The sequence below is a fragment of the Nocardia amamiensis NBRC 102102 genome (assembly GCF_001612745.1).
Lineage (GTDB): Bacteria > Actinomycetota > Actinomycetes > Mycobacteriales > Mycobacteriaceae > Nocardia > Nocardia amamiensis.
Genome location: NZ_BDBA01000127.1, coordinates 1 through 21,627, shown reverse-complemented (window position 1 = coordinate 21,627; position 21,627 = coordinate 1). Strand labels below are relative to the sequence as shown.

The 21,627-nt window shown below is 63.0% G+C and carries 19 protein-coding genes and 2 pseudogenes; 7 read left to right on the top strand and 14 right to left on the bottom strand.

Going from position 1 to position 21,627, the window contains the following annotated elements; genetic code table 11:
* The 8 genes from NA4_RS23140 to NA4_RS23105 form a co-directional block, all read right to left on the bottom strand.
* The coding region (locus NA4_RS23140) for a 2-keto-4-pentenoate hydratase (RefSeq protein WP_067473748.1) at positions 1-753 on the bottom strand (753 nt) is incomplete at its 3' end.
* Positions 754-800: 47 nt separating this feature from the next.
* Entirely contained in the window at positions 801-2,495 is a 1,695-nt protein-coding gene (locus NA4_RS23135) for a flavin reductase (protein ID WP_067473745.1), read from the bottom strand.
* Positions 2,496-2,677: 182 nt separating this feature from the next.
* A complete protein-coding gene (locus NA4_RS23130) occupies positions 2,678-3,436 on the bottom strand; it encodes an SDR family oxidoreductase (protein ID WP_245671552.1) in 759 nt (252 codons plus the stop codon).
* Between the two features lie 163 nt (positions 3,437-3,599).
* Positions 3,600-5,216, bottom strand: a complete 1,617-nt coding sequence (locus NA4_RS23125) for a long-chain-fatty-acid--CoA ligase (protein WP_067473739.1) — start codon at positions 5,214-5,216, stop codon at positions 3,600-3,602.
* Positions 5,213-6,091, bottom strand: coding sequence for an alpha/beta fold hydrolase (locus NA4_RS23120; RefSeq protein WP_067473736.1), 879 nt, complete (start codon positions 6,089-6,091; stop codon positions 5,213-5,215). Before NA4_RS23120 ends, NA4_RS23125 begins: the two co-directional genes overlap by 4 nt.
* A 161-nt stretch (positions 6,092-6,252) precedes the next feature.
* On the bottom strand, positions 6,253-7,503 hold the full coding sequence (locus tag NA4_RS23115) for a dienelactone hydrolase family protein (protein ID WP_067473733.1): 1,251 nt from the start codon (positions 7,501-7,503) through the stop codon (positions 6,253-6,255).
* A 32-nt stretch (positions 7,504-7,535) separates the two neighbouring features.
* On the bottom strand, positions 7,536-8,012 hold the full coding sequence (locus NA4_RS23110; protein ID WP_067473730.1) for an aromatic-ring-hydroxylating dioxygenase subunit beta: 477 nt from the start codon (positions 8,010-8,012) through the stop codon (positions 7,536-7,538).
* 7 nt (positions 8,013-8,019) lie between these two features.
* Positions 8,020-9,315, bottom strand: coding sequence for an aromatic ring-hydroxylating oxygenase subunit alpha (locus tag NA4_RS23105; RefSeq protein WP_067473727.1), 1,296 nt, complete (start codon positions 9,313-9,315; stop codon positions 8,020-8,022).
* 309 nt (positions 9,316-9,624) lie between these two features.
* On the opposite strand from NA4_RS23105, the gene NA4_RS23100 reads away from it, so the two are divergent.
* Entirely contained in the window at positions 9,625-10,881 is a 1,257-nt protein-coding gene (locus NA4_RS23100; protein ID WP_067473724.1) for a styrene monooxygenase/indole monooxygenase family protein, read from the top strand.
* A gap of 94 nt (positions 10,882-10,975) precedes the next feature.
* Here the strand turns inward: NA4_RS23100 and NA4_RS23095 are convergent, their stop codons facing one another.
* From NA4_RS23095 to NA4_RS23075, 5 genes are all read right to left on the bottom strand, one after another.
* The gene (locus NA4_RS23095; protein ID WP_067473721.1) at positions 10,976-11,965 is read right to left on the bottom strand and encodes an AraC family transcriptional regulator; all 990 of its coding nucleotides are present in this window, start codon (positions 11,963-11,965) and stop codon (positions 10,976-10,978) included.
* A gap of 123 nt (positions 11,966-12,088) precedes the next feature.
* Positions 12,089-13,171, bottom strand: a complete 1,083-nt coding sequence (locus tag NA4_RS23090; RefSeq protein WP_067473719.1) for a DODA-type extradiol aromatic ring-opening family dioxygenase — start codon at positions 13,169-13,171, stop codon at positions 12,089-12,091.
* A gap of 33 nt (positions 13,172-13,204) precedes the next feature.
* Positions 13,205-14,272 carry an amidohydrolase family protein gene (locus tag NA4_RS23085; protein WP_067473716.1) on the bottom strand — a complete coding sequence of 356 codons (1,068 nt, stop codon included), beginning with the start codon at positions 14,270-14,272 and terminating at the stop codon, positions 13,205-13,207.
* Positions 14,273-14,735: 463 nt separating this feature from the next.
* The gene (locus tag NA4_RS23080; protein WP_067473715.1) at positions 14,736-15,026 is read right to left on the bottom strand and encodes a hypothetical protein; all 291 of its coding nucleotides are present in this window, start codon (positions 15,024-15,026) and stop codon (positions 14,736-14,738) included.
* A 310-nt stretch (positions 15,027-15,336) separates the two neighbouring features.
* Entirely contained in the window at positions 15,337-15,555 is a 219-nt protein-coding gene (locus tag NA4_RS23075) for a GbsR/MarR family transcriptional regulator (RefSeq protein WP_067473712.1), read from the bottom strand.
* A 23-nt stretch (positions 15,556-15,578) separates the two neighbouring features.
* On the opposite strand from NA4_RS23075, the gene NA4_RS42745 reads away from it, so the two are divergent.
* From NA4_RS42745 to NA4_RS40655, 6 genes and pseudogenes are all read left to right on the top strand, one after another.
* Positions 15,579-15,788 (top strand): ATP-binding cassette domain-containing protein, encoded by a 210-nt coding sequence (locus NA4_RS42745; protein WP_157129247.1) that lies wholly within the window; start codon positions 15,579-15,581, stop codon positions 15,786-15,788.
* Between the two features lie 363 nt (positions 15,789-16,151).
* The gene (locus NA4_RS23065; RefSeq protein ID WP_157129245.1) at positions 16,152-16,505 is read left to right on the top strand and encodes a hypothetical protein; all 354 of its coding nucleotides are present in this window, start codon (positions 16,152-16,154) and stop codon (positions 16,503-16,505) included.
* A gap of 386 nt (positions 16,506-16,891) precedes the next feature.
* The gene (locus tag NA4_RS23060; RefSeq protein ID WP_067473703.1) at positions 16,892-17,512 is read left to right on the top strand and encodes a TetR/AcrR family transcriptional regulator; all 621 of its coding nucleotides are present in this window, start codon (positions 16,892-16,894) and stop codon (positions 17,510-17,512) included.
* Positions 17,513-17,591: 79 nt separating this feature from the next.
* Positions 17,592-18,698, top strand: a complete 1,107-nt coding sequence (locus NA4_RS23055; RefSeq protein ID WP_157129246.1) for an IS630 family transposase — start codon at positions 17,592-17,594, stop codon at positions 18,696-18,698.
* A gap of 113 nt (positions 18,699-18,811) precedes the next feature.
* Positions 18,812-19,846, top strand: a pseudogene (locus NA4_RS43740) (alpha/beta hydrolase family protein); the annotation flags it as partial.
* A 22-nt stretch (positions 19,847-19,868) separates the two neighbouring features.
* Positions 19,869-20,720, top strand: a complete 852-nt coding sequence (locus NA4_RS40655; protein ID WP_157129243.1) for a CocE/NonD family hydrolase C-terminal non-catalytic domain-containing protein — start codon at positions 19,869-19,871, stop codon at positions 20,718-20,720.
* An 81-nt stretch (positions 20,721-20,801) separates the two neighbouring features.
* Here the strand turns inward: NA4_RS40655 and NA4_RS23045 are convergent.
* Positions 20,802-21,423, bottom strand: a pseudogene (locus NA4_RS23045) (2OG-Fe dioxygenase family protein).
* Between the last annotated feature and the right edge of the window lie 204 nt (positions 21,424-21,627).

The window sequence follows — 21,627 nt, the reverse complement described above, 5'->3', positions numbered from 1 at the left end:
GCGAATCCTGCTTGCCGGAGGGGTTTCCACCATGGGGCCCAGCGGACCCGAAAAGATGATCTCCCCAGCGCACAGCGGATTTCCCAGTGCTTTGGCGGTGCGGGCCGCCCATGCCAAGCCATCGAGTGGATCACCGAGGCAATACGTGCCGTCGCCCTCTGCGGCAATGATGTCGTCGCGATACATGTGCATCTCGATATGGCGCGGGACGAACTCGTCGAGCCTCAGCTGCCTGTCCGCGAGGACGAACAGACCACTGGAGGCATTGTCCGCAATGCTGTCGATGATCGTGACATCCCAGCCTGCGATGCGGCTGTCCACTATCTCGACTGCTGCTGACGCGAAATCGACAGCCTCGGCGACTCGGTGCTCTTCGATATTCTTGTCGGCCAGGTCTCGCTTCAGGATGAAGGCCACCACGGCGACAGCTCGGGGTTGAAGCAGTCGGCCTGATGGTATCTCGGCAGCTCCAGAGACGTCCATGTCGGCGAACAGAGTGCCCAATTCGAGATGGTCCGCGCCCGAGATGCGTTGCCGGTCGTTCGATGTGCACCCGACCTTCCTGCCGACGAAGACCCCTCCACCCCATTCCCGGCGTCGTGTCACTTCGTCCTGTACGGCATAGGCGATCCGGGCGTCACAGGAGCCGAGCAGTTCTCGGACGGGGGCAACCGTCCGCCTTCCGGCGATGCCTTGACCGATCCAATCGGCAGCCGCGTCCACCACCTCCATATCGATCACCGTCGCACTCATGGCGGTATCACTTCCTTTCGATAACTCCGAATCGGCCCGTATCCCGGTCAGCCGCCGCGAAGGCTTCCGTCGTGGAAGATGAGGGGCTGCCCGCCCGGCGCTTCGTACCTTTCGATCTCACCGATGATGACAATGTGGTCACCAGCTTCGACACACTGCACCGTTCGGCATTCGAACCGTGCTATCGCATCGGGTAATACAGGCGTTCCGCCTACCCCCTCGACGAGTTCGACCGCGGCGAACTTGTCCGCCGCCGGAGTCGCGAATTGGCGGCAGATATGCTCCTGTCCCGCGCCGAGGATATTCACGGCGAAATGAGTGGCTTCGGTAAAAGCAGAGTAACTGGGCGCATTCTTACTCGGGCACCACAACACCAACGGAGGATCCATCGACACCGAGGTGAACGAGTTGGCTGTCATACCCACCCGTCGCCCATCCGCTCCCCGCGCCGTCACCACGGTGACCCCGGTCGCATACTGGCCGAGAGCCCGCCGCAGGTCGCGATAATCGAAACGACCGGATTTGGCAAGGCGTTTCTCGGCACGAAATCGGGTGGCGGCCTCCGGATCGAACCACCACTGGAAATACTGGCGGGGGTCATCGAAGCCGCTGGCTATCGCGGAGGCCAATTCGGAGTTGTCTGCCGCCTCGGCGAGCAGCTCGGCTTGGTGCGTGCTGAGCGTGGTCAGCATGGAGTTCGTCCAATGTACCACCCACTGTCCCCAGCCGCGCCAGAACCTTTCGAAAGTGCCTCGCATCCACGCTTCATCGAAATTGCCGGAGATGTTGCGATTGATACTGTCGAGGTAATATGTGGCTGCCTGCGCGGCCATATTCGCGCCCTGCCCCGTAAGCGGGTCGTTGAGGACCACGGCATCCCCTATACCCAGTACCGGCTTTCCGGATGGCAGAATCGCCACCGGTATTCGCACGCGAGGAGTGAACCTGCCGCGCAGCACACCGCCTCGGTCCGTGAGCGCGACGTTCGCGCATCGAGCGAACTCCGCCGGGGCAATCTTCTCCAAGAGCTCCAATGAGCGTTCCAAGTGTTGGTCGGGGTCCACTATGTCATCCCAGCAGTCCATCGGCCCGCCGGGAACGCCCTCGAAGACGAGAATGTCGCAACGACCACTGGTGGTCAGGGCAGGAAACGTGAGGCACTCGCCGATCTCGGGAATCATGGTGAAACTCAGAACCGCACCGTCCTGCCTCGGGCGCATACCGGTGACATAGGTGAGCGCCAGTACACGTTGCGGACGGTCGTACAACGACCGCTCATGGTCCGGCGGGAAGAGTCGGCCGATATCACCGCGCCCCGTGGCGACGACGACGATGTCGTGTGTGCGGGCATACTCCTCGAGATCCGCGACCTGGGCAGGATGCACCACAAGGGTGCCACCCTCGGCCTCCACTTGAAGGGCCCACCGCGCGCACTTCAACCGCTGGTCGACTGCTTGCGCGGGCGCGGAGAGAGCCGCGGACCACTCGTAGCGTTGCGCACCGGCGAAGGTGACGGCGACCGCCTCGATGTCAGGGCATTCTCCGGCCCAATGGTCGATTCCCAGTTCCCGTTCGGTAGCCAGTGCGGTATCGAACATACATTGGCTTGAAAGTACTGGGCCCGAGCGGATATCGTCCGGCGATCGGTCACTGACCAAGGTCACCTGATGCCCGGCCTGGAGTAGACCGAGCGCGAGCTGCCCGCCGGATTGCCCGGCACCTATGACTGCGACCCGCGCCATTAGAGGCCCGCACGGTATTCGGCGCTGCGCGCTGCGATGACCTCGGCGTCGTCAGCGCCGGAGGACAGTGCACCGGTAAAAGAGATGCTTGCATTCCGGTCCATCGATGGCTCCCATGGTCGAAGGTGACGACCGGCGTTGTGGTGCAATGTCCTGCTCCGTGAGAAGAACGTGCGAATGGACTATTCGGCGAGCCCGGCGATCGCGGGCACAGCCTGCTCTGGGCCCATCGCGGAGTAGCCGCCGTCGACGGCCCAGTCAGCGCCTGTCACCCCGGAAGCGTCCGACGAGAGCAGGAAAGCGACCACTGCGCCGACCTCTGCGGGATCACCGGCCCGACGAGTCAAATGGAATGGCGCGGCGACGGAATCGACCTTGTCGCGGTCGCCGCCGGTCGCGTGCGCCATGACCGACGACCATGTCCAGCCAGGGCTTACCGAGTTGACTCGGATTCCCTCGTCAGCCAAATCCATCGCCATGGATCGTGTGAGCTGCACGAGGGCAGCCTTGCCGGCCGGGTATACCCAGCGTCCGGTCTGCGCGACCTTGGACGAGATAGAAGTGACATTGACGATAGCGGCGCGGTGAGAGACGGCCAGATGGGGCCGGACATGGTGCGTCACAACGGCGGCGCCGACCAGGTTCACATCCAAGGCGGCATGCCACTGCTCACGAGTCGACGCGGAACCATCGTCCACGTAGCTACAGGCGAGGTTGACCAATCCATCTATTCCGCCGAACTTTTCGACGACATGAGCTACCGCGGACGCGATCTGTACGTCACTCGTGATGTCGGTCTGCTCGAAGGAGACCCGCCCAGGCATTTCTTCGACCAGCGGATGTGCCCCGGCGGCGTCGATATCCATGATCACGACCGAAGCGCCGCAATCGCGCAACGCACGGACGACACCGTGACCGATGAGCGTGGAACCTCCGGTCACCACAATGGTGTGATTATTCAGATCCGCCACCTGGACTCCTCAGTTGAAATCATCGAAACAAACGTGTCCAATTCCTCGGTCGGCGACGGGCCGATCAAGGCTGTTACCGTAGGTGGTTGACAAAGGACATCATCCGCGGTCCTGGGCTCGAATTGATCGTGTCTCAACGGGCATCCGCTCGCTCGGATGCCAGCCGATCGCGAAGTATGCGCTTGGCGAACTTCCCAGCACCGGTCTTCGGGACCTCGTCGATGAATCGGAACTCGTCGGGCACCCAGAATGGGGGAAACCAGTGCAGCAGGTGTTTCCGCAGTTCCTCATCATTCACCTGCGCACCGGAGCGCAGCACTACAAACGCGAGCGGCCGCTCGACCCAGCGTTCATGGGGAACAGCGACGACCGCTGCCTCGAGAACAGCTTCGTGCCCCATGAGGGCGTTCTCCAACTCGACGGAACTGATCCATTCGCCACCGGACTTGACCAGGTCGTTCTTGCGATCGACCAACGCGACGAACCCTTGGTCGTTGACGGCCGCCAGGTCGCCGGTCGCGTACCAGCCGTCCCGGAACGCCGCGCTCGTCCGCTCGTCACGGTAGTACTCATCGGCGATCCACGGACCACGCAACTGGATTTCGCCCGGGCCGGTGCCCGGTGTGACCGGCTCACCCACATCGTCGACCAGCCGCATCTGCAAGCCGGGCAGCAATCGGCCCTGTGTCGACCGAACAGCCATTTGTTCGTCCCTCGGACTGTCGCTCATCGAGCGGGGAAGTCGACAGATGTGCGTGCACGGCGATGCCTCGGTCATTCCGTACGCCTGGATGAACACGGTGCCGTAGCGGGTTTCGAACTCGTCGGCGAGCGCTCGCGGAACCGCCGAGCCGCCGCTCATGATCCGGTTCAACCCGGTGAAGTCGCGCTGCCGTTCGTTCTGCGCTTCCAGGACGCCGGTCCATACCGTGGGAACGCCTGCGGCCACCGTGACTCCGTGGGTTGCGATCATGTCCGCGATATCGGCTGACGTTGGTCGCATTCCCGGAAGAACCAGCGTCGCTCCGGCGATGGTCGCCGCATAGGGCAATCCCCAGGCATTGGCGTGGAAAAAGGGAGTCATGGGCAAGATGACGTCCCGCTCCGAAATCGCCAGCGCATCGGCTGTGCACATCGTCAGGGCGTGCAACACCTGAGAACGATGAGTGTAGAGCACTCCCTTCGGCCGCCCAGTCGTCGCCGAGGTATAGCACAGCCCGGCCGGCTCGTCCTCCGGTAGAGCCGGCCACTGGTAGCCGGGGGCAGGTGACGCGACCAGATCGCTGTAGAAGTGGACTGTTCGCTCCGTGATATTCACACCGAGGTCGCCGGAGAACGGACGGGTGATGACGATATGCCGCACGCAGGACAGCCCTGCCAAAGCTTGATCGAGCCAAGGGAGATGATCCGGGTCGACGATCACAACGTGGTCGCCGGCGTGATCGATGACGTACCGCAAATCCTCCACCGGCAGGCGGAAGTTCAATGTGTGCAACACGAAGCCGCCGGTCGGCACCCCGAGATAGCACTCGAGGTGCGAGACCGTGTTCCAGCACAAGCTCGCCACACGGCTGCCTGGGGCGACCCCGAGTTCGGTCAGTGCCGCCGCCAGCCGCCGCGCTCGCTCGATCACCTCCCCGAAGCGGGTGACGTATACGCTGGTCGGCGCAATTTCCACGATCTCCGTATTCGAGAAGATCTGCTCGGCTCGAGTGATATAGAGCTCGAGCGTGAGACCTACGCCCATCATGGCCTGTCCCCTTGTGAGAAGAACCGCTCGACTTCGCTCACGAACTTCTCTGAGCGCTCGACCTGAGCCCAATGTCCGCACCGCCCCAGCACGACGAGGTCGGCGTTCGGCATGACTTCCACCAAGTTCAGCGAGGTGGCTCGCACCGGAACGACTCTGTCCTGCACTCCGTGGATGAGCAGCGTCGGCGTCGAAATGTTCGCCAAGGTAGCGAAGGGCAGAGCGGCGTCATCGACATGTCGCTGCCGCGGTGCGGGAAATAGCTTCGCCCACCGCTCGGCAACCTCGGGCGAGGTTGTCGCCTCGTAACGCGAACGCACCAGTTCCGGTGTGACACGGGATTTATCGAACGCCATCAGCTCGAAGATCCCTCGCATGTTTTCCTCGCTGGGGGTGTAACCGTAGAGCTGGTCGACCTGGGGGGTGACCGGGAACGACACACCCGCCGTACCCATCAGAACCATTCGCGCGACGAGTTCGGGATACCGTGCGGCGACCCCGAGGCCGATAGCGCCGCCCATGGAGTTTCCGACCAAGCCGACCGGGCCGAGACCGAGTGCACGAAGGAAGGAGACGATGTGGGCTACCCGATTGTCATGGGTCAGAACGACCTCCGGCTCCTGCTCCGTCACGCCGAAGCCGACGATGTCCGGTGCGATCAAGGTGAACCGCTCGGCGAGAACCGATTTCATGGCCAGTTGCCAGTTGGCGCGGGCGGAGACACCAGGCCCGGAACCGTGCAGTAGCACAATCGATGGGCCAGAACCGGCCGTCAGGTAGTAAGTTCGGTATCCGTCGTGTTCGATCGTCGACTCGATCGGGTCGGACGAATGATCGGCCTTCACGGTGGCCGGGCTGTGGGCCGCAGGGCTCATTGGACTATTCGTTCCTGTATTTGGGGTTCGGTCGAAGTTCCCGATGGAGGGGAGCGGTCAGCGACCGCTCAGCGGGCCGTTGGCGACATGCGTCGCCAACGCGCCATCAGGGGGCGGCATCCTTCGTCATCCAGCGGCCGTGGTAGGCAAACGACTGGCGCTCATGGCTGCGAGCGCGGAGGGATCGGCCGCCCCTCGCTCGACTGCCAATCCGGCATCAGTTCATTCGACGGCAACGTTTCGTCAACGGCTTTCCGTGCCACCTCGAGACCCGCGACCGGCAGACCTCCGGGCTCCAGAAGTCCGATCTGGACCAACAGTGAGGCCTGATCCCAGTAGATGTGCTCATGGTGCAGCTTTCCGCCTCGGAATCCGACGATCGAAACCACGGGTATTTCCACATACTTCCCGGTGGGCTTCACCCCGGGCAGCAACCAGGGGATCTCCCGGTCGTGATTCAGGCAGGCGACGAACTCGTCGACGACTCGATTCACGCCGATGGTCCGTGAAATCGGAATGATCCGCTGTTCGGGATTGTGGTGGATGAAGTGATACTGGTAGAACCTGGCCAACAGGTCATATCCGGTCCCACCGGTAAGGGTGGGAACATGGTTGACGTATGGCTCGGATACCATTGTGGCCATCGTCGCGCCGGCATCCTTGGCGGCGAACTCCAACCGCAGGTGCTCGTCCCACAGCGCACTGAGGTCATAATGCGGCCCCATTGTCGATCGCAGAACTTCGATCATGCGGGTGTAGGCCAGCGCGGCAACCCCCCGGTCGTAGCCCTCGCGATAGGGATTGGCGAAGGGATGACTCGCGCCCGGGTAGACATCGATCGTCACATCGGGATGGTCGGCGACCGCAGTCGCCACAGCCTGCTGCACCTCCTCCGAGCTGTACTGGTCGGCTCCCGCGATCTGCAGTGCAAACGGAACCGAAATGCCCTTCAACTCCGGCAGGTGATCTTCCAACTGAGTCGGATAATAACCGACGCCGCAGTCGACGCGGGTGCGAGCAGCGGTCAACACCGCAAGAAGTCCGCCCATGCAATATCCGACCACACCCACTTTTCCAGCGTGTTCCGGCCTTGATCGGATGAATTGGACGACCCGCGCTATATCGGCGACAGACCGGTCGAAGTCAAATGATTGGTACAGTTCGAACGCGCGGGGCCGATCGTCTTCACTGTCGTCGAGTTCGATGCCGGGCTCGACCCGCCAGAAAAGTTCCGGAACGACAACCACGTAGCCCTCTTCAGCCAGAAGATCGGCCTGCTCGCGCATGAATCGCGTCACTCCGAATATTTCGTGCAGCAGGACGACTCCGGGTCCGGAGCCATTGGCCGGCGTGGCAACATATCCTCGCAGCGTCCCATCGCGGAAATCAGCGATATCAACATATTCGCCCATTATCATTCATCTTCCTGTAGTTGCTCTGGGGATCAAAGGAAGAAACTCAGGTTCGCGATGGGCTCATCGAGGTTGACCAGCGTGACCTTCTTGCGCTCGATGAGCCAGTCCGCTCCGTCCACGCTGATCGTGTATTCGTACCGCCCGGCGAATGTGTGCTGCTCATGCCGGCGGAGTTCGGTGAGGTTGAAGTTCGCGTAGACATCCACCTTACCTCCGTCCGGTCTGGGCTCGATTTCGATATTTCCCACTATTCGATTCATCTGGGATGCTGGATCCTGTGCGTGGGCCTGTCCGCTGTTCAGCCTCATCACACGGCCTTCCAGCGCCTTGCGATCGAGGTAGGCCAGAGCGAGGTGCGTTTTCGGATCGCTGTTCTCATCGTTGACCGGGATCCAGTATTCCGCCTCCGTTGCCCACAGCTCCAGCCAATCAGAGTAACGTCTCTGATCCAGTATCCGCGCCTCGCGGAAAAGGAAACTACTGGCCTGGTCGAGTGTCATGGTCATGCTCGTATCACTTCCCAGCTCCGTCGGTCATCACTTCGGTCCAATGGCGGAAAATTCCGCGGACATTCGCTTCGTCGGTCACCTGGGATGTGATCGAACCGTTCTCATGGACGGTTTCCCGGTGCATTCCACGTCCGATGTACATCCAGGGATTCGCCGTCGACTGAAGGCCGAGCTGAACGCGTTCGAAGACTTCCTGGTCGTCGCTTCCGCCCATACCGGCCGGCGGGAAAAAACTCTCATGCCCTCGAAGCCGGGCGGTGTTCACCTGTTCCGGCACGCCCTTCAACAATGCAGGCGTGAGAATAACTTCGGTCAGATCGACGCTGATGGGACGAATTCTGCGGATCATTCCCGACAGCACGCCGAGATTGGGCCAGACCGCCATATGGGTTCCGCCCGCAACCAGCAGTTCTTCCGTTCGCTCTTCTCCGTACGCTGCCTTCAACGCATTGATGTAGTCGCCCTGCGGTCCACCGCCGCGAAGCACCGTATCGCGGACGTGGCCCCCGTGCTTACGGTTGTACGGGCGAATATCCATCAGTGTGTGGCCGCCGCCGAGGCTGACATTGAGAGCCTCCGATTCCTCGCTGCTCACCTCACTGATGTCGATGCCCTGCTGCTCCGCGAGCACATCCACCAAGGAGCGGTGCAGCAGATTCACGTGATAGAAGTCCGCGGTGTTGTCGATCTGGAACTTCCAGTTCCCCTTGTAGTAGAAGCGGTTGACGCCTCCGGTGCACTCGATTTCGCCCAGGGGCGACAAATCCAGAAACAAGTCGATCTGTTCCTTTACCAGTGGTCCGATGTGCTCATCGAGACTGGGCCCGTCGGGGGCCATACTGGCGAATAGGAATCCTCGATAGGAACCGATACGTGGAGGCCGCGCCAGATCGAACTCCGATTTATCGAAGTCCGAACCGTAGCCTTTCGGGTACGGAACGCCGACCAGTTTGCCCGAGTTCCGGAACGTCCACTGGTGGTAGGGGCAACGGAACGTCCGGCTGTTACCGGACTCTTCCATGCACACCAAGGACGCGCGGTGAGTGCATCGGTTCATGACAACATGGACTTCGTCATCGGTATCCCGCGACATGATCACCGGTTGCTGCCCGATGTAGCTCGTCCGGAAATCTCCTGGATTCGGTACTTCTTGTTCGTGCCCGATGAAAACCCATCCCTGCTCGAAGATCGTCTCCATCTCGGCTTCGAAGATCTCCGGGTCGGTATACAAGCGCCCGTGCAGGCGGTCGGGCAGCACTAATTCAGCGACGTCTGCCGCAGCCAGTTTCTTAGCTGTCACGATTGCTCCATACCTCGTCGATGCCAAAGTGGGCGTGTTCTGCTGATCTGTTCGGGGTACTTCGGCCCGTTCCCGCCTATTGGCAGTCAACGTACAAGCTGTGTATTTGTCGCACTATCCGGTCAACGCTGCGACTGTCCAGTGGCAGGCAAGCGGATAGTCGGTGCGTTCTCTGGATATTTCCGTGAGTGATCGGCAGATACTGTGAGCCCACGCTGCCTGGTCGGAATCGATGACGCCTGAGCAAGCGGATTTCACCGCGCGCCTCAGCGTCGGCTGGACTGTATCCGACGACTATATGGAGATGGAATGAGCCCGAATAGAGAGATCACCATAGTCGGCGCCGGCCAATCCGGCCTGCAGTTGGCTATCGGCCTGCTCGCGGCCGGTTTCCAGGTCCGCTTGGTCAGCGATCGCACGGGCGCGGAGATCGCCGCCGGGCGCGTGACCTCCAGCCAGTGCATGTTCGACACCGCATTGGGACATGAGCGCGCGCTCGGTCTGGACTTCTGGGCCGACGCTGTCCCGCCTATCGACGGCATCGCGATGACAATTCTGAATCCGCCCGGCACGCCCCTTGCCGGCAGCAAAGCGATCGAATGGGCGGCTCGGCTCGATGCACCTGCTCAGTCGGTCGACCAGCGAGTCAAGATGTCGGCATTCATGGCGGAGTTCGTTCGCCGCGGTGGCGAACTCGTCATCCACGAAGCGTCGGTCGAAGATCTCGAGATCTACACCCAGCAGTCGGATATGGTGATCGTCGCCGCAGGCAAGGGCGCCATCGCCAAGCTGTTCGCGCGTGACGCCCAACGCTCCTACTTCGACAGCCCGCAGCGCGCACTCGCTCTGACCTATGTCAACGGCATGGCACCCAGGCCGGACCACTCCGCCGTCGGCTACAACATCATTCCCGGCGTCGGTGAGTATTTTACTTTTCCCGCGCTGACGCTCACCGGTCCCTGCGACATCATGGTGTTCGAAGGCATCCCCGGCGGCCCCTGGGACTGCTGGGCCGACGCTCGCACTCCCGAACAGCACTTCGAGACATCGCAGCGTCTCGTCTCGGAGTTTCTGCCCTGGGAGGCCGAACGTTGCCGAAACGTCTCGTTGACAGATGAACTCGGCACTCTCGCCGGCCGTTTCCCTCCCACCGTGCGGCATCCGGTCGCCACACTCGATTCTGGGCGCAAGGTACTTGGCATGGCTGACGTTGTGGTTCTTAATGATCCGCTCACCGGTCAGGGGTCGAACAACGCGAGCAAGTGTGCCGCGATGTATCTGGGCAGTATCGTCAAGCACGGTGACCGCCCGTTCGATCAGGAGTTCATGCAGTCCACATTCGAGAACTATTGGGAATACGCACAATTCGTTACGGCATTCACCAACTCCATGCTCCTGCCTCCGCCGCCGCACGTGCTCGAGCTCTTCAAGGCGGCGGAGACATATAGCGAGATCGGACATCGATTCGCCGCAGCCGCCGCTGACGATGCCCGCGACCTCTTCACCTGGTTCACCGACCCGGAACTGGCCCAGGGCTACCTGTCCGGCCTGGTCGCCATGCGGTGACGGCAGAGACCTCGCTCGCCTGTGATGATGACGGACGAGACCTCTCTCGCGAGCGAGGTCTCGCCGCCTCGGCACTTCCCGGCGCGAGGATGAGCTATCGGCGCAATGTCTGTGAAGGAGATTCGCCGAAACGGCGCCGATACTCCACCGAGAAGCGTCCCAAATGCATGAAACCCCAGTTGAGCGCGACATCGGTCACGCTGACCCCGGAGGTTGGATCCGCCGCGGCGAGTGCTTCGCGGGCTCGATTCAGACGTACTTCACGCAGATATGCCATGGGTGAGCAGCCGACGACGTCGTGAAAGCCTCGCTGCAGTGCCCGCACGCTGACCCCGGAATCGGCTGCCAGCCTCTCGACCGTCAACGGAAGATCCGGATGCGCTTGGATTCGCTCGAGCACTTCCTTGACATAGCGTGGCGCCGCGGGATTCTGTTCGGCATGTAGCGCCGCGCTGTAGTTGTGGTTCTGGGCGAGTAAGAGGCCGCTGAGAACAACGGATTCGACCTGGGAAGCGAACAGCGGATGCTCGAGCAATCCGGCATCTTGCCCTGCCTCCGTGAGCAGAAGGTCCAGTGAAGCCCGCCAGCTTCTGCCCCGCCCGGTGCGCAGGTCCATGGCGAGCCCGAATCGGATGGGGTCGACCACCGGACGTCCGATGAGCGACTGCAACTGACGCTGTAGGTGTTCGTCGTCCACCCGGACGATCAGCTGCGTACAGTCGGGCTCCCACCTCATCGAGCAGAGCTCTCGGGGATCCGGGACCGAGGCGATGCCGGGCACCGACACCATCTCGTGCCGACCCGAAGCGATAGCCGCCGCGCCGGTCAGCGGAATCTGAACGATGTGAAACGGTCGTTCAGGAGGGGTTACGTCGATTCGCACGGTAGCGCCGTAGCCGAGATGCATCAGCGTGATCTTGCCAGCGTTGGTTGCGCTCAGGCTCGCATCCAAGCCCGACCGTTCGAGTACGCCGAGCCGATGGGCGGTCAACACATTCGACACGGCAGCCCGAACCCGGTCCAGGTCATCAGTGTGATCCAAGCGTTCGTGCTGCTGCGGGGGCGACGGGTGGGTCGTTGCCATTGTTGCTCTTTCACCCCCAGGTACACACCGGGGCGATGGGGAATTCTTTCAAGGCTGGCCACAGCGTACCCCCGATCGGCGACCCTCGCTGGCGTCGACCGGGGCGGTCCGGCTCAACCCATGCTAGCCGACGTCAACCGACCCCGGTTCGAATATGGCGAAGCATTTGTTGGAATTGAAGATGTCCGTGATCGCCAGGGTGGACCAGCTCAGTTCCATACCCAGTTCATTCATCGCGCCGGCCAAGCAGAACCAGTTGAGGATCTCATGCTGGCCGGCGTCGACGACTTGCCTGCTCGAAATACTGTTCCAATATCCCCAGTCACCGCGCAGGAAGGCGTCGTAAAGAAGTTGGTCTGCTTCGGTGTCTGGACGCAGGTGCCAATCCTTGTCGTTCAAAAAGGCGTGCGACCAGCTCGATGACGCAACCAGTGCGATCTTGGCGTCCGTCTTCGCCAGCGCTCTCGCTACCGCTGCTCCCAGTGCAAAACAACGAGCCGGCGAGGGGCCAACGGGGTCGAGACGTTCGTCGTTGATATCAGCGAACCGCGCCATGCCGCCGCGCCGGACAATGGCATGCTCGCCATAGCAGTTGACCGTGATCGGCAGTATTGTGTAGGGAAAATCCCTGCCCGCATTGGCGTAGTCCAGAAACACCTGTGTATTCGCGATTGCATGCGGGAAATGCGCGCCCTTACGCTTTTGATAGGAGTAGGCGATGTCGAAGCCGTCTCCGATCAGATCGCTCGCGAGCTGCCGTGCGCGTTGCTCGTCGCCTCGCAGCGTAAATGTCGTGTCACTCGGCATACCCCACACGTTCGGCATACCGCGCTCGTTGATCACCGCGAACGGCTCTACTTCGCTCTCCCCGTAGGCGAGCACGCAGAAAGGTGGTACGACTTCCTCTCGAAAGTTCTCGTACTGGTCGTCACCCCACACCACAACGACGTCCGGCTGGAAGTCGTCGAGGGCGTTGCGGCAACGTCGCAGCCCTTCCAGCAGCTCCTGGCGATGTTCGGCCGCCGCCGTGACCCCACCGTCTTCTCCCCACTCCCGTCGCATCAAATCCGGCCAATTCGACGGATACTTCTCCTCTTCCGGGATATCCGGGTCGGCCAGGGTCCATCGGAGCAGATCCGCCATACGATTATCGGTAACCATCAGAAGCGGGTAATGGGTCAAACCCAGGCCCAGAAATTGCGCCATAGCACTCTCCTAGCAATTCGGTCGGGCCGTGGTTCAGGATTCTTGTTTCGAGTTGGCCCGGATCTCACGAATCATTGAATCGGCGTTCGACCACGCGATAGCCGCACGCAACTCGGGATCGAATGGCCCGTCGGCTTCGGTGAGTACCGCTGCTGCCGGCGCCTCCCTGGCCGGGAACGGATAGTCGGTGCCGACCATCACGTGGTGTGCGCCGAACCGCTGCACCGCCAGTTCCAGGCTCGCGGTGTCATAGGTGAGCGAATCGCAGCGCAGGACGCGCGCAAGGGTAGAAGGAAGGCGATCGGGTGCACATGTCGGATCTTTCATCAGCACCTGCCGATCCAGCCGGGGCAGAAGCCAGGGCAACGTGCCTGCGCCATGCGCCAGACACAGGTGAACCGACGGCCGCCGCCGCAATGCGCCACTGATCAACAGATTCGCCGCCGCCAGGCCGGTCTCCGAGGGCATCCCAACGCCGAATGACAGGCCGAGTTCGGCCGGACGCGTATCGAGGGTCCTATCAGAAGGGTGGATGAAGACCAGGGCGCCGAGTTCGGCCGCGGCTGCGAAGAATGGATCGAAGTCCGGATGTGATAACTCGCGCTGCCCGACCTGCGTGCCGATCTCCACGCCGAGGAAGCCCAGCTCGGTCACGCAGAAATGAAGCTCTGCCACCGCCGCATCGGGGTCCTGCATGGGAACTGCCCCAAGGGCGCACAACCGGTCCGGAGATGGGCTTATCATTTCTGCGAGGAACTCGTTCTGCATCTTCGCCAACGCGATTGCGCCCTGTGCTGGGGCGTCATGACAGAACGTAATCGGAGTCGGCGAGATCACCTGTACCGCGACATCCTCGGCGTCCATGTCCGCGATCCGGCGCTGTGCCGACCAGCATCGATCATCGATCCAGCGATATGGGTCTCCGCCGACCCGGATTTGAGCGCTCGTATCGCTGTGCTGCTCGACCGAGGGCCAATGACCCCATGGATATTGCGCTTCCAGATCCGGAAGCGACGGCGCGATCGCGTGAGTGTGGATGTCGAAATACCGCGGCGCTGCCGATCTCTCGGATCCTACGTCGAGGTACGGTTGAAATCTCACTATCGTCTTCCACCTTCTACGCGACTTCGCTGCCGATCAACCGAGACGCAGCGCGCTCGATGACCAGGGGCGAGGCGCATCCTTGAAAGAGGGATGGCATCCATCGCAACCAGCCTCGCGCGCTGTCATCCCCGGAGACGGGCCAGCTCAATGTTGCGGCGCGCATCTCCAGCGAGTTTCGGAGCGCGGATCTGTCACGGCGCGCGGAACAATCGTTCACATGGCAGGCGCGGCAGCAGCCGCAAGTCCTGTATCGGGCTGCATACCAATTCGATGTGCACCAGCGAGCACGCATCCAGTCATGAATCAGCGCATCTACGGCCGATGCGGTCGCTGCGTAGTCGAAGGGTGTCCCGGCCAGCCAAATCCGCAAGTGAAGCTGCGCTTCATCGGCTGGCGCCGGCCGCGGCTCGGCTATCACGTTCACTGTCATTGAGCGCGATCCTGAGAGTGCTACCTGTACTCACGCGGCATGGCGTCGCCTGTCGCGCCCAGTTCGTTCCATGATCGCGTACCCAGTACTGGTCAGCTCCGCGGCGACGAGGTCGCCGATCCGCCCAGGACGCGCCGGGCGAACGAGCCCCGCGTGCGCCAAACCATGCGCGGTCCATTGATCGGTGACCGCCACACCGTCCACGAACATGTCCGGCTCGCAGCTCAGCGCGAGCTCGACCCGGCCGGCTTGCGCCGCTCGCAGCAAAGCCAGAGCTCGGCGGTTGAGGTCTGCGGAGGGCGGGGAACTGTAGTCTGACATGATCTCTTGCCATTCGATTGCTGGTAGCATGTGCCGTTCCGGACATCACACAATCTATGTGCGCGGCAACGCGGCCGATACCCGGAAAGCGCCCCGCTTATCCGGTTTGCGCACACTCACACAGGAGCCCCCACGTCCTGATCGCAATGGTCTATTGCGGCGAATGCCAAAGATCACTGACTGTGGGTGACGCGCTGGTCAGCGCGCTGTCAGCGGTGCTGAGCCGTGGCGTAGCAGCCCAGCGGCCGGGCTTGCGAGTACGAAATTCGATCACCGTTCGACTACGACGGTCGGCCGCATCACCGCCGGCTCAGCGGATGGGAGGTGCGGCGTCGCGCATGATGGTCAGCGTCGTGTTTTGCTGCGATATCAATGCTGCCCAGGCACCCGCACGGAAGCGATAGTGGTCGCGGCGGCTGCCGGGGGCGGGGACGCGTTCGATCAAGCCGACGGGGATGAGTTGCTTGATAGCGGTGGAGACCGCACCGGAGCTGATCGACAGCTCGTCGCACAGGTCCGCGGCGGTCATCGTGTCTTGTTCGGTGTCGCGGGCTGGTCGACCTGTCTCTGGAGATCCGCCGAGGCGAGGTCTTCGGCTTTCTGGGCCCGAACGGGGCCGGGAAGTCGACGACCATCCGGCTGCTGCTGGACCTGATCCGGCCCACGGCGGGCAGCGCTCGCGTGCTGGGCTGGACCCTCGGCGGGACGCGGTGCGGATACACGCGGAAATCGGTTATCTCGCAGGCGATTTCGTTGTGCTAGGGCGGGAACGGGTAGGCGCGCTCTTCGGCGCTGTTGCGCGTGATAAGGCTGATCAGGTCAAGAACCGGTTCGTGTGCGCGATCGCCTCAACGGGGTGTTATGCGCGGATGGCCGCACAGATCGGCGCGAAATGCCATATCTCCCTGGCCCTGGATATTTACTTTTGTAATCGGGTCCGTTGGTAGCGGGTTCGTTGGGCGCGGTGTTGGTGGTGGCGGCGCCAGCGGGAGGCGGCGAGGGCGTGGGTGAGGGTGCGGGCGGGGTGGAGCACTATCGCCAGGAGACGGCGGATTTCGGCGACTGTGATTCGGCCCAGCCCGCGTGGGCTTTTGGGTCGGTGGCGGCGGTGACGGCGAGGAAGGCGTGGGCGAGCATGGCCAGGGTGATGTGCCGGTACCAGGCGTCGTATTTGCGGACTTGGTAGTGGTCGAGGCCGCATTGGCCTTTGGCGGCTTGGAAGCATTCCTCGATCGCTCACCTCGCACCGGCGACGGCAACGATCTGGCCGCGGTCGATGGTGTCGGGGTGGAAGCACATGTAGTAGGCGATATCCGCGGGATCGTCGAGGGATCGCCGGGCCAGCAGAGTGCGCACGAATCCGGCCGGGATGTCGTCGAAGGCCGGCAGGGTGGCCCAGGCGAAGTCGTATTCGCGTTCACCCCGGACTCCGGGACCGGCCGAGACACGATGCCCATGCTTCGGCGGGGGCGCGGCTGATCAGGGTATCGACTCTGCGGCGACCATCGAGGTCGGAGATGGTGTGTCTGACCGGGACCTCCACTACGTAAGGCATCCGGTGCGATTCCAGGAACGCCCGGAATCTCCCGTCACGCCCGTAGGCCGAATCGGCGGTCACCCACCCCTCGCGGCTCCGCCCGCCCGAACACCCCCCGCAACGCGAGCGAAGTCGTCATCCAGACTCGCTCGCCACACCGAAATATCCTGCGCTACAACATCACCCAGCACGCGAACAATCTACAGGTAACGAAGGGACTGTCAGGACGGGGTGATGGGCCCGCCCTGTGCTACCGTCGAGCCCTGGTCGGCAGGCCCTTCCATCAGGGGGTTCGCAAGCGACAGGCGGCACGTCGAGGAAGCGGGCAGTGGCAGGAAGGCGCGGGTGGGGCGGAAGTCCGCCGAAAGACGACGAGGAAGCGTCTCGTCGCATAGTCGCCGCCGCCGTCGAGCTGATCGGCCGGACCGGTTCGGAGATCAGCATCGCCGACGTCGAGGAGTCGCTGGGCGTCATCCGTCAGACGGTCTACCGATACTTCCCCAGTGCCGATGCGCTGATGACGGCCGCGGCCATGGCGTCGGTCGACGGTTTCCTCGATCGGCTGGCACGGCACGTCAGCGGCATCGAGGACGCGGTGGAAGCGATGACCGAGGCGGTGGTGTACACCCTGGCCGACGTGCGCCGGACACCCCATCTCGGCATCCTGCTGTCGAGCACCTACTCGAACGTCCACCCCGAGAGCCTCACCTCCGAGGAGGCGCAAGCCTTCGGAATGACGATGATCAAACGCTTCGACGTCGACTGGGAGCGGTACGGGTACGACGACGAGTCGCTGCACGAACTCGTCGAATACGTTCTGCGAACGATGCAGTCGTTCTTCATTTCCCCGGGCAACCCACCCCGCGGCGAGGATGATCTGCGGCGGTATCTACGCCGCTGGATGGGAGCCGCGATCATCGCCCAACTGAAGCCGTCCGCAAGCGTCTAGTGTCCCGCGCCGTGAATTCGTTATCTAAATCACGGTTGTGAGCTGGCGTGTCGGTGTGTCTGCTCGGGGTGCACCGTTCATGCTGGTGGTCGTGCGTGGGCGTCCGAAGCAGCGGTTGGTGTTGACCGATGAGGAGCGGCAGGTGCTGACCGGGTGGACCCGGCGGCGGAAGTCGGCGCAAGCGCTGGCGCAGCGGGCGCGGATCGTGCTGGCGTGTGCGGAGGAGGGCGGGCTGCGGTCGAACACCGACGTCGCTGCGCAGGAACGGGTTTCGCTGCCGACGGTCGGTAAGTGGCGTAAGCGGTTCCTCGATGAACGCCTCGACGGGCTCGGTGACGAGCCGCGGCCGGGCGGGCCGCGCACGATCACCGACGAGCAGGTCGAGCAGGTGCTGGTGGCGACGCTGGAGCGGTCGCCGCGTAACGCCACGCATTGGTCGCGGTCCTCGATGGCCGCTGAGACCGGTTTGTCGAAGTCGTCTGTCGGGCGGATCTGGAAAGCGTTCCGGTTGCAGCCGCACCGGGTCGAGGAGTTCAAGATCTCCAATGATCCGTTGTTCATCGAGAAGGTGCGCGACGTGGTCGGGTTGTATCTGGATCCTCCGGAGTCCGCGATCGTGTTGTGTGTGGATGAGAAGTCCCAGATCCAGGCTCTGGACCGGTCGTCGCCGGTGCTGCCGATGATGCCGGGCATGCCCGAACGGCGCACCCACGACTACGTCCGCCACGGCATCACTACGCTGTTCGCCGCGTTGAATACCGTCACCGGCGAGGTGATCGGCGAAATACATCGCCGCCACCGCGCGATCGAGTTCAAGAAGTTCCTGACCAGGCTGGACAAGGAAGTCCCGGCCGGGCTGGACGTGCACTTGATCTGCGACAACTACGGCACCCACAAGGCGCCGATCATCGTGAAATGGCTTGCGGCGCATCCACGTTTCCACATGCACTTCACACCGACCTATTCTTCCTGGCTGAACGAGGTGGAACGCTGGTTCGGCCTGCTCACCGACCAGCAACTCCGCCGCGGCGTCCACAAAAGCGTTGCCGCACTGGAGAAATCAATACGAGACTGGGTCGCCGCCTGGAACGAGGACCCCAAGCCGTTCGTCTGGACAAAGACCGCCGACGAGATCCTTGAACGCCTGGCCTCATATTTGCAACGAATTCCCGGCGCGCGACACTAGTAGGACTTTGTTAGGTCGGGAAGGTGTGGTGGCACAGGGGGCAGGTACCGATCCAGATGGCTAGTGCGCGTTGGATTTTGCGGAGGGTGCCGTAGTTCATAAGCATATTTCGAATGGAGAACACATCGTCTGATCTCAACACGGTCGGTCACTTTCTGTGCCAAGCTGCTGCCGTACGCTATTCCGCAGTTAACTGGCAGGAAGGATCGATGACGCGTATGTCGCAAGGAGATTCGATCGTCGGGACAACGTCCGAACAGCTCGCTCGGATCGCCGTCGAGGGGCCCTGGGACGCTCAGGGGCAGGTCCGCCCGGAGGCGGTGCAGTTCGCGTCGAACTTGGTGAGCGCCCTGCAGAAGCGGAGCGGCAAGGGCCTGGTGCCCGATGACGTGGACGACATGGTGAGCCGGGCGCTGAACGTGGCCGTGCCGACGTTTCCGCGCATCGAGACAGAAGACGGGACCGGGCTGTCGGCGCACATGCTGCGGCAGACAACGAGCAGCCCGTGCCCGCTGGTGGTCGTTCCGGCCGGGTGGACGCCCGTCGGGTGGCCGTTGTTCGAGTACGCCTATCTCACGCTCGCGCTGAAGGGGTATCACGTACTGGCCTACACACCACGCGGTATCGGCTGGACCGCAGTACCGGGAACGAACTTGCCGTGGTTCGGCACTTCCGTAGGCAAGATCGATGTCGCCGGTCTACGGGACTGGGAGGACGGCTCGGAGGTGCTCACCTACGAGATCGACGCGCTCGAGCCCAGCGGTGTCGCCTTCATGGGGGAGTCGTACGGCTCCGGCATCAGCCAGCTCGTGGCCGCGCACGACGAGCGGGTCGACGTCGTCGTCGCTCTGAGCACGTGGGGCAACCTGGCTACCAGTTTGTACGATAACGCCACCCGGCACGTCAGGGCCGTAGAGGCGCTGCTCGACCTGACCGGCGGCGCCAAGGAGGACAAATTCGATGAGGCGACGCTGGAGATCCTGGCGAAATTCGCCGAGGGCAAGGACATGAATCCGGTCGTCGATTGGGGCACCGAACGAGCGCCGGAACAATACGTCGGTTCCCGCGATATCCCGACCTTCTTCTCCAACACCTGGCACGAGGGGCTTTTTCCGGTGAACCAGGTTCTGGAGACCTTCGAGAAGCTCCCGCGACCCAAAACGGCTGAACATGTGGATCGGCGATCACGCGGCGCCGGAAGGCCCCGGCCTGATCGCTCCGCCCATGCCCGGCGCGGGACCGAACGAACCGCTGCGCGAGGCGTATGCCTGGCTCGACCACTACCTCAAAGACGAGGAAAACGGGGTCGATACGTGGCCGGAGATCAGCAACCAGGTCATGTTCACCTACGTGACCACTCCGGCAGCCGGGGACGGCCAGAACGTGATCGTCGAACCCGCGCGGCGCGAGGAGAAGGCCTCGTGGGCCGACGTCACCACCGACACCGAATCACTGATCTTGACCGATACGCGCGAGGGCGGCGACGGTGCGCTGATCGCCGACCTGACGGCCGGCTGGCACCGTGAGTTCACGGTGGGCGAGGAGGCCGAGGTCGTCGCCATGGACAAGCTCATGACGACCGGCCAGGAGGAGTGGGCAGGAAATCCCAAGATCTACCGGACGAGCGAGATCGATCGCAGCCATGCCCTGGTCTGGTCGACCGGACCGCTGCTCGCGGTGCGAGGTGGCGTAGCCCGGCAGATTCGCGGAATCCCCCGGTTGCAGCTGACCGTCGACAGCACCGGCGAGTCCGCGACGGTGATGGCCTACCTGCTCGACGTCGACGAATACGGTTCGGCGCGGATCATCACGCACGAGCCGACAACCGTCGAGTCGGAAATGCCCGCCACCGTCTCCTGGGAGTTGCAGGCGGCCGCCTACGACCTGCTGGATGGTCACCGGTTGATGCTGGTCGTCGACAGCATGGATTTCCTCTATTCCAGCGCCAACACGGTCGGCTCGCGGATCACCATCAGTTCACCGCAGGGCGCCCCCTGTTGCCTGGAGTTGCCGCTCGGCTGATCGTCGCGCGTGGCCCGGGGGAGCGAGCCCGGGCCACGTGAGGGCCGATGGCCCGAGAACGGCTGATCCAGCCCGGCCGCCTCAGCCCGGCGCGAAGGTCACCACCAGAACATCACGATAGGCGGGGCGGCTCGGGTCCCTCGAATGCACCGGCGAGACGCTGTGCAGGGTGCGGCGGTCGTCGCCGAGCAACAGGGCTCCCGGCCTGCTGAGCGTGGTGCGCAGTAGCCGTCTTTCGTTCGAGTCGAACACCGAACTCGCACCGCCGACAGCGTTGCCTGCCGACCAGCAGCGACGACACCAGAGTGACACCGTCGCGGTGGCGGCCTTCCGGGGTCGGCAGGCCGGTCGCGTCCGCCGATGCGACGACTCGAAAGGGATGCACCTTCGCACTCCACTTCGACGGGTCGTCCAGTGCCGTCGCCAATCGCGCGAGCAGCCGCAACACCGCCCGGAACACGGGATCGGCCATGAAGGCATCGGTCAGGGGCTCGAACGTGCGGTCCACGTCCACGTAGAGCGGATTGCTGTTCTCTGGCTGCACGAAGGACTCCTGCGGCAGCAGTTCGATCCGTCCGGCTGGGTCGGTGAGCGAGAACTTCCCGTAACGGCGCAGCCTGCACGTGCCGCGGGCCCCCGCGTAGATGTTCGCGCTCAACTCGTCCCAATGTCGGCGGAAGTGGTCCCAGTCTGCTGTCGCCATGCCGAGACTCGAGGTCGTGACGGTAGCGGGCATGAGGTGGACGCCGTCGCGGGCCAATGCCGCGCGGGCGGCTTCCACCGCCTGCTCGGCCCGCGGGGCCGCGGACCGGGCAACCGTTCCTGCCGCGGTAGGGATTCGCTTCACAGGTGGTCTGCCTTCCTCTGACCTCTCGGGACCGGGTCGATCCTCGTACAGGGCCTAATA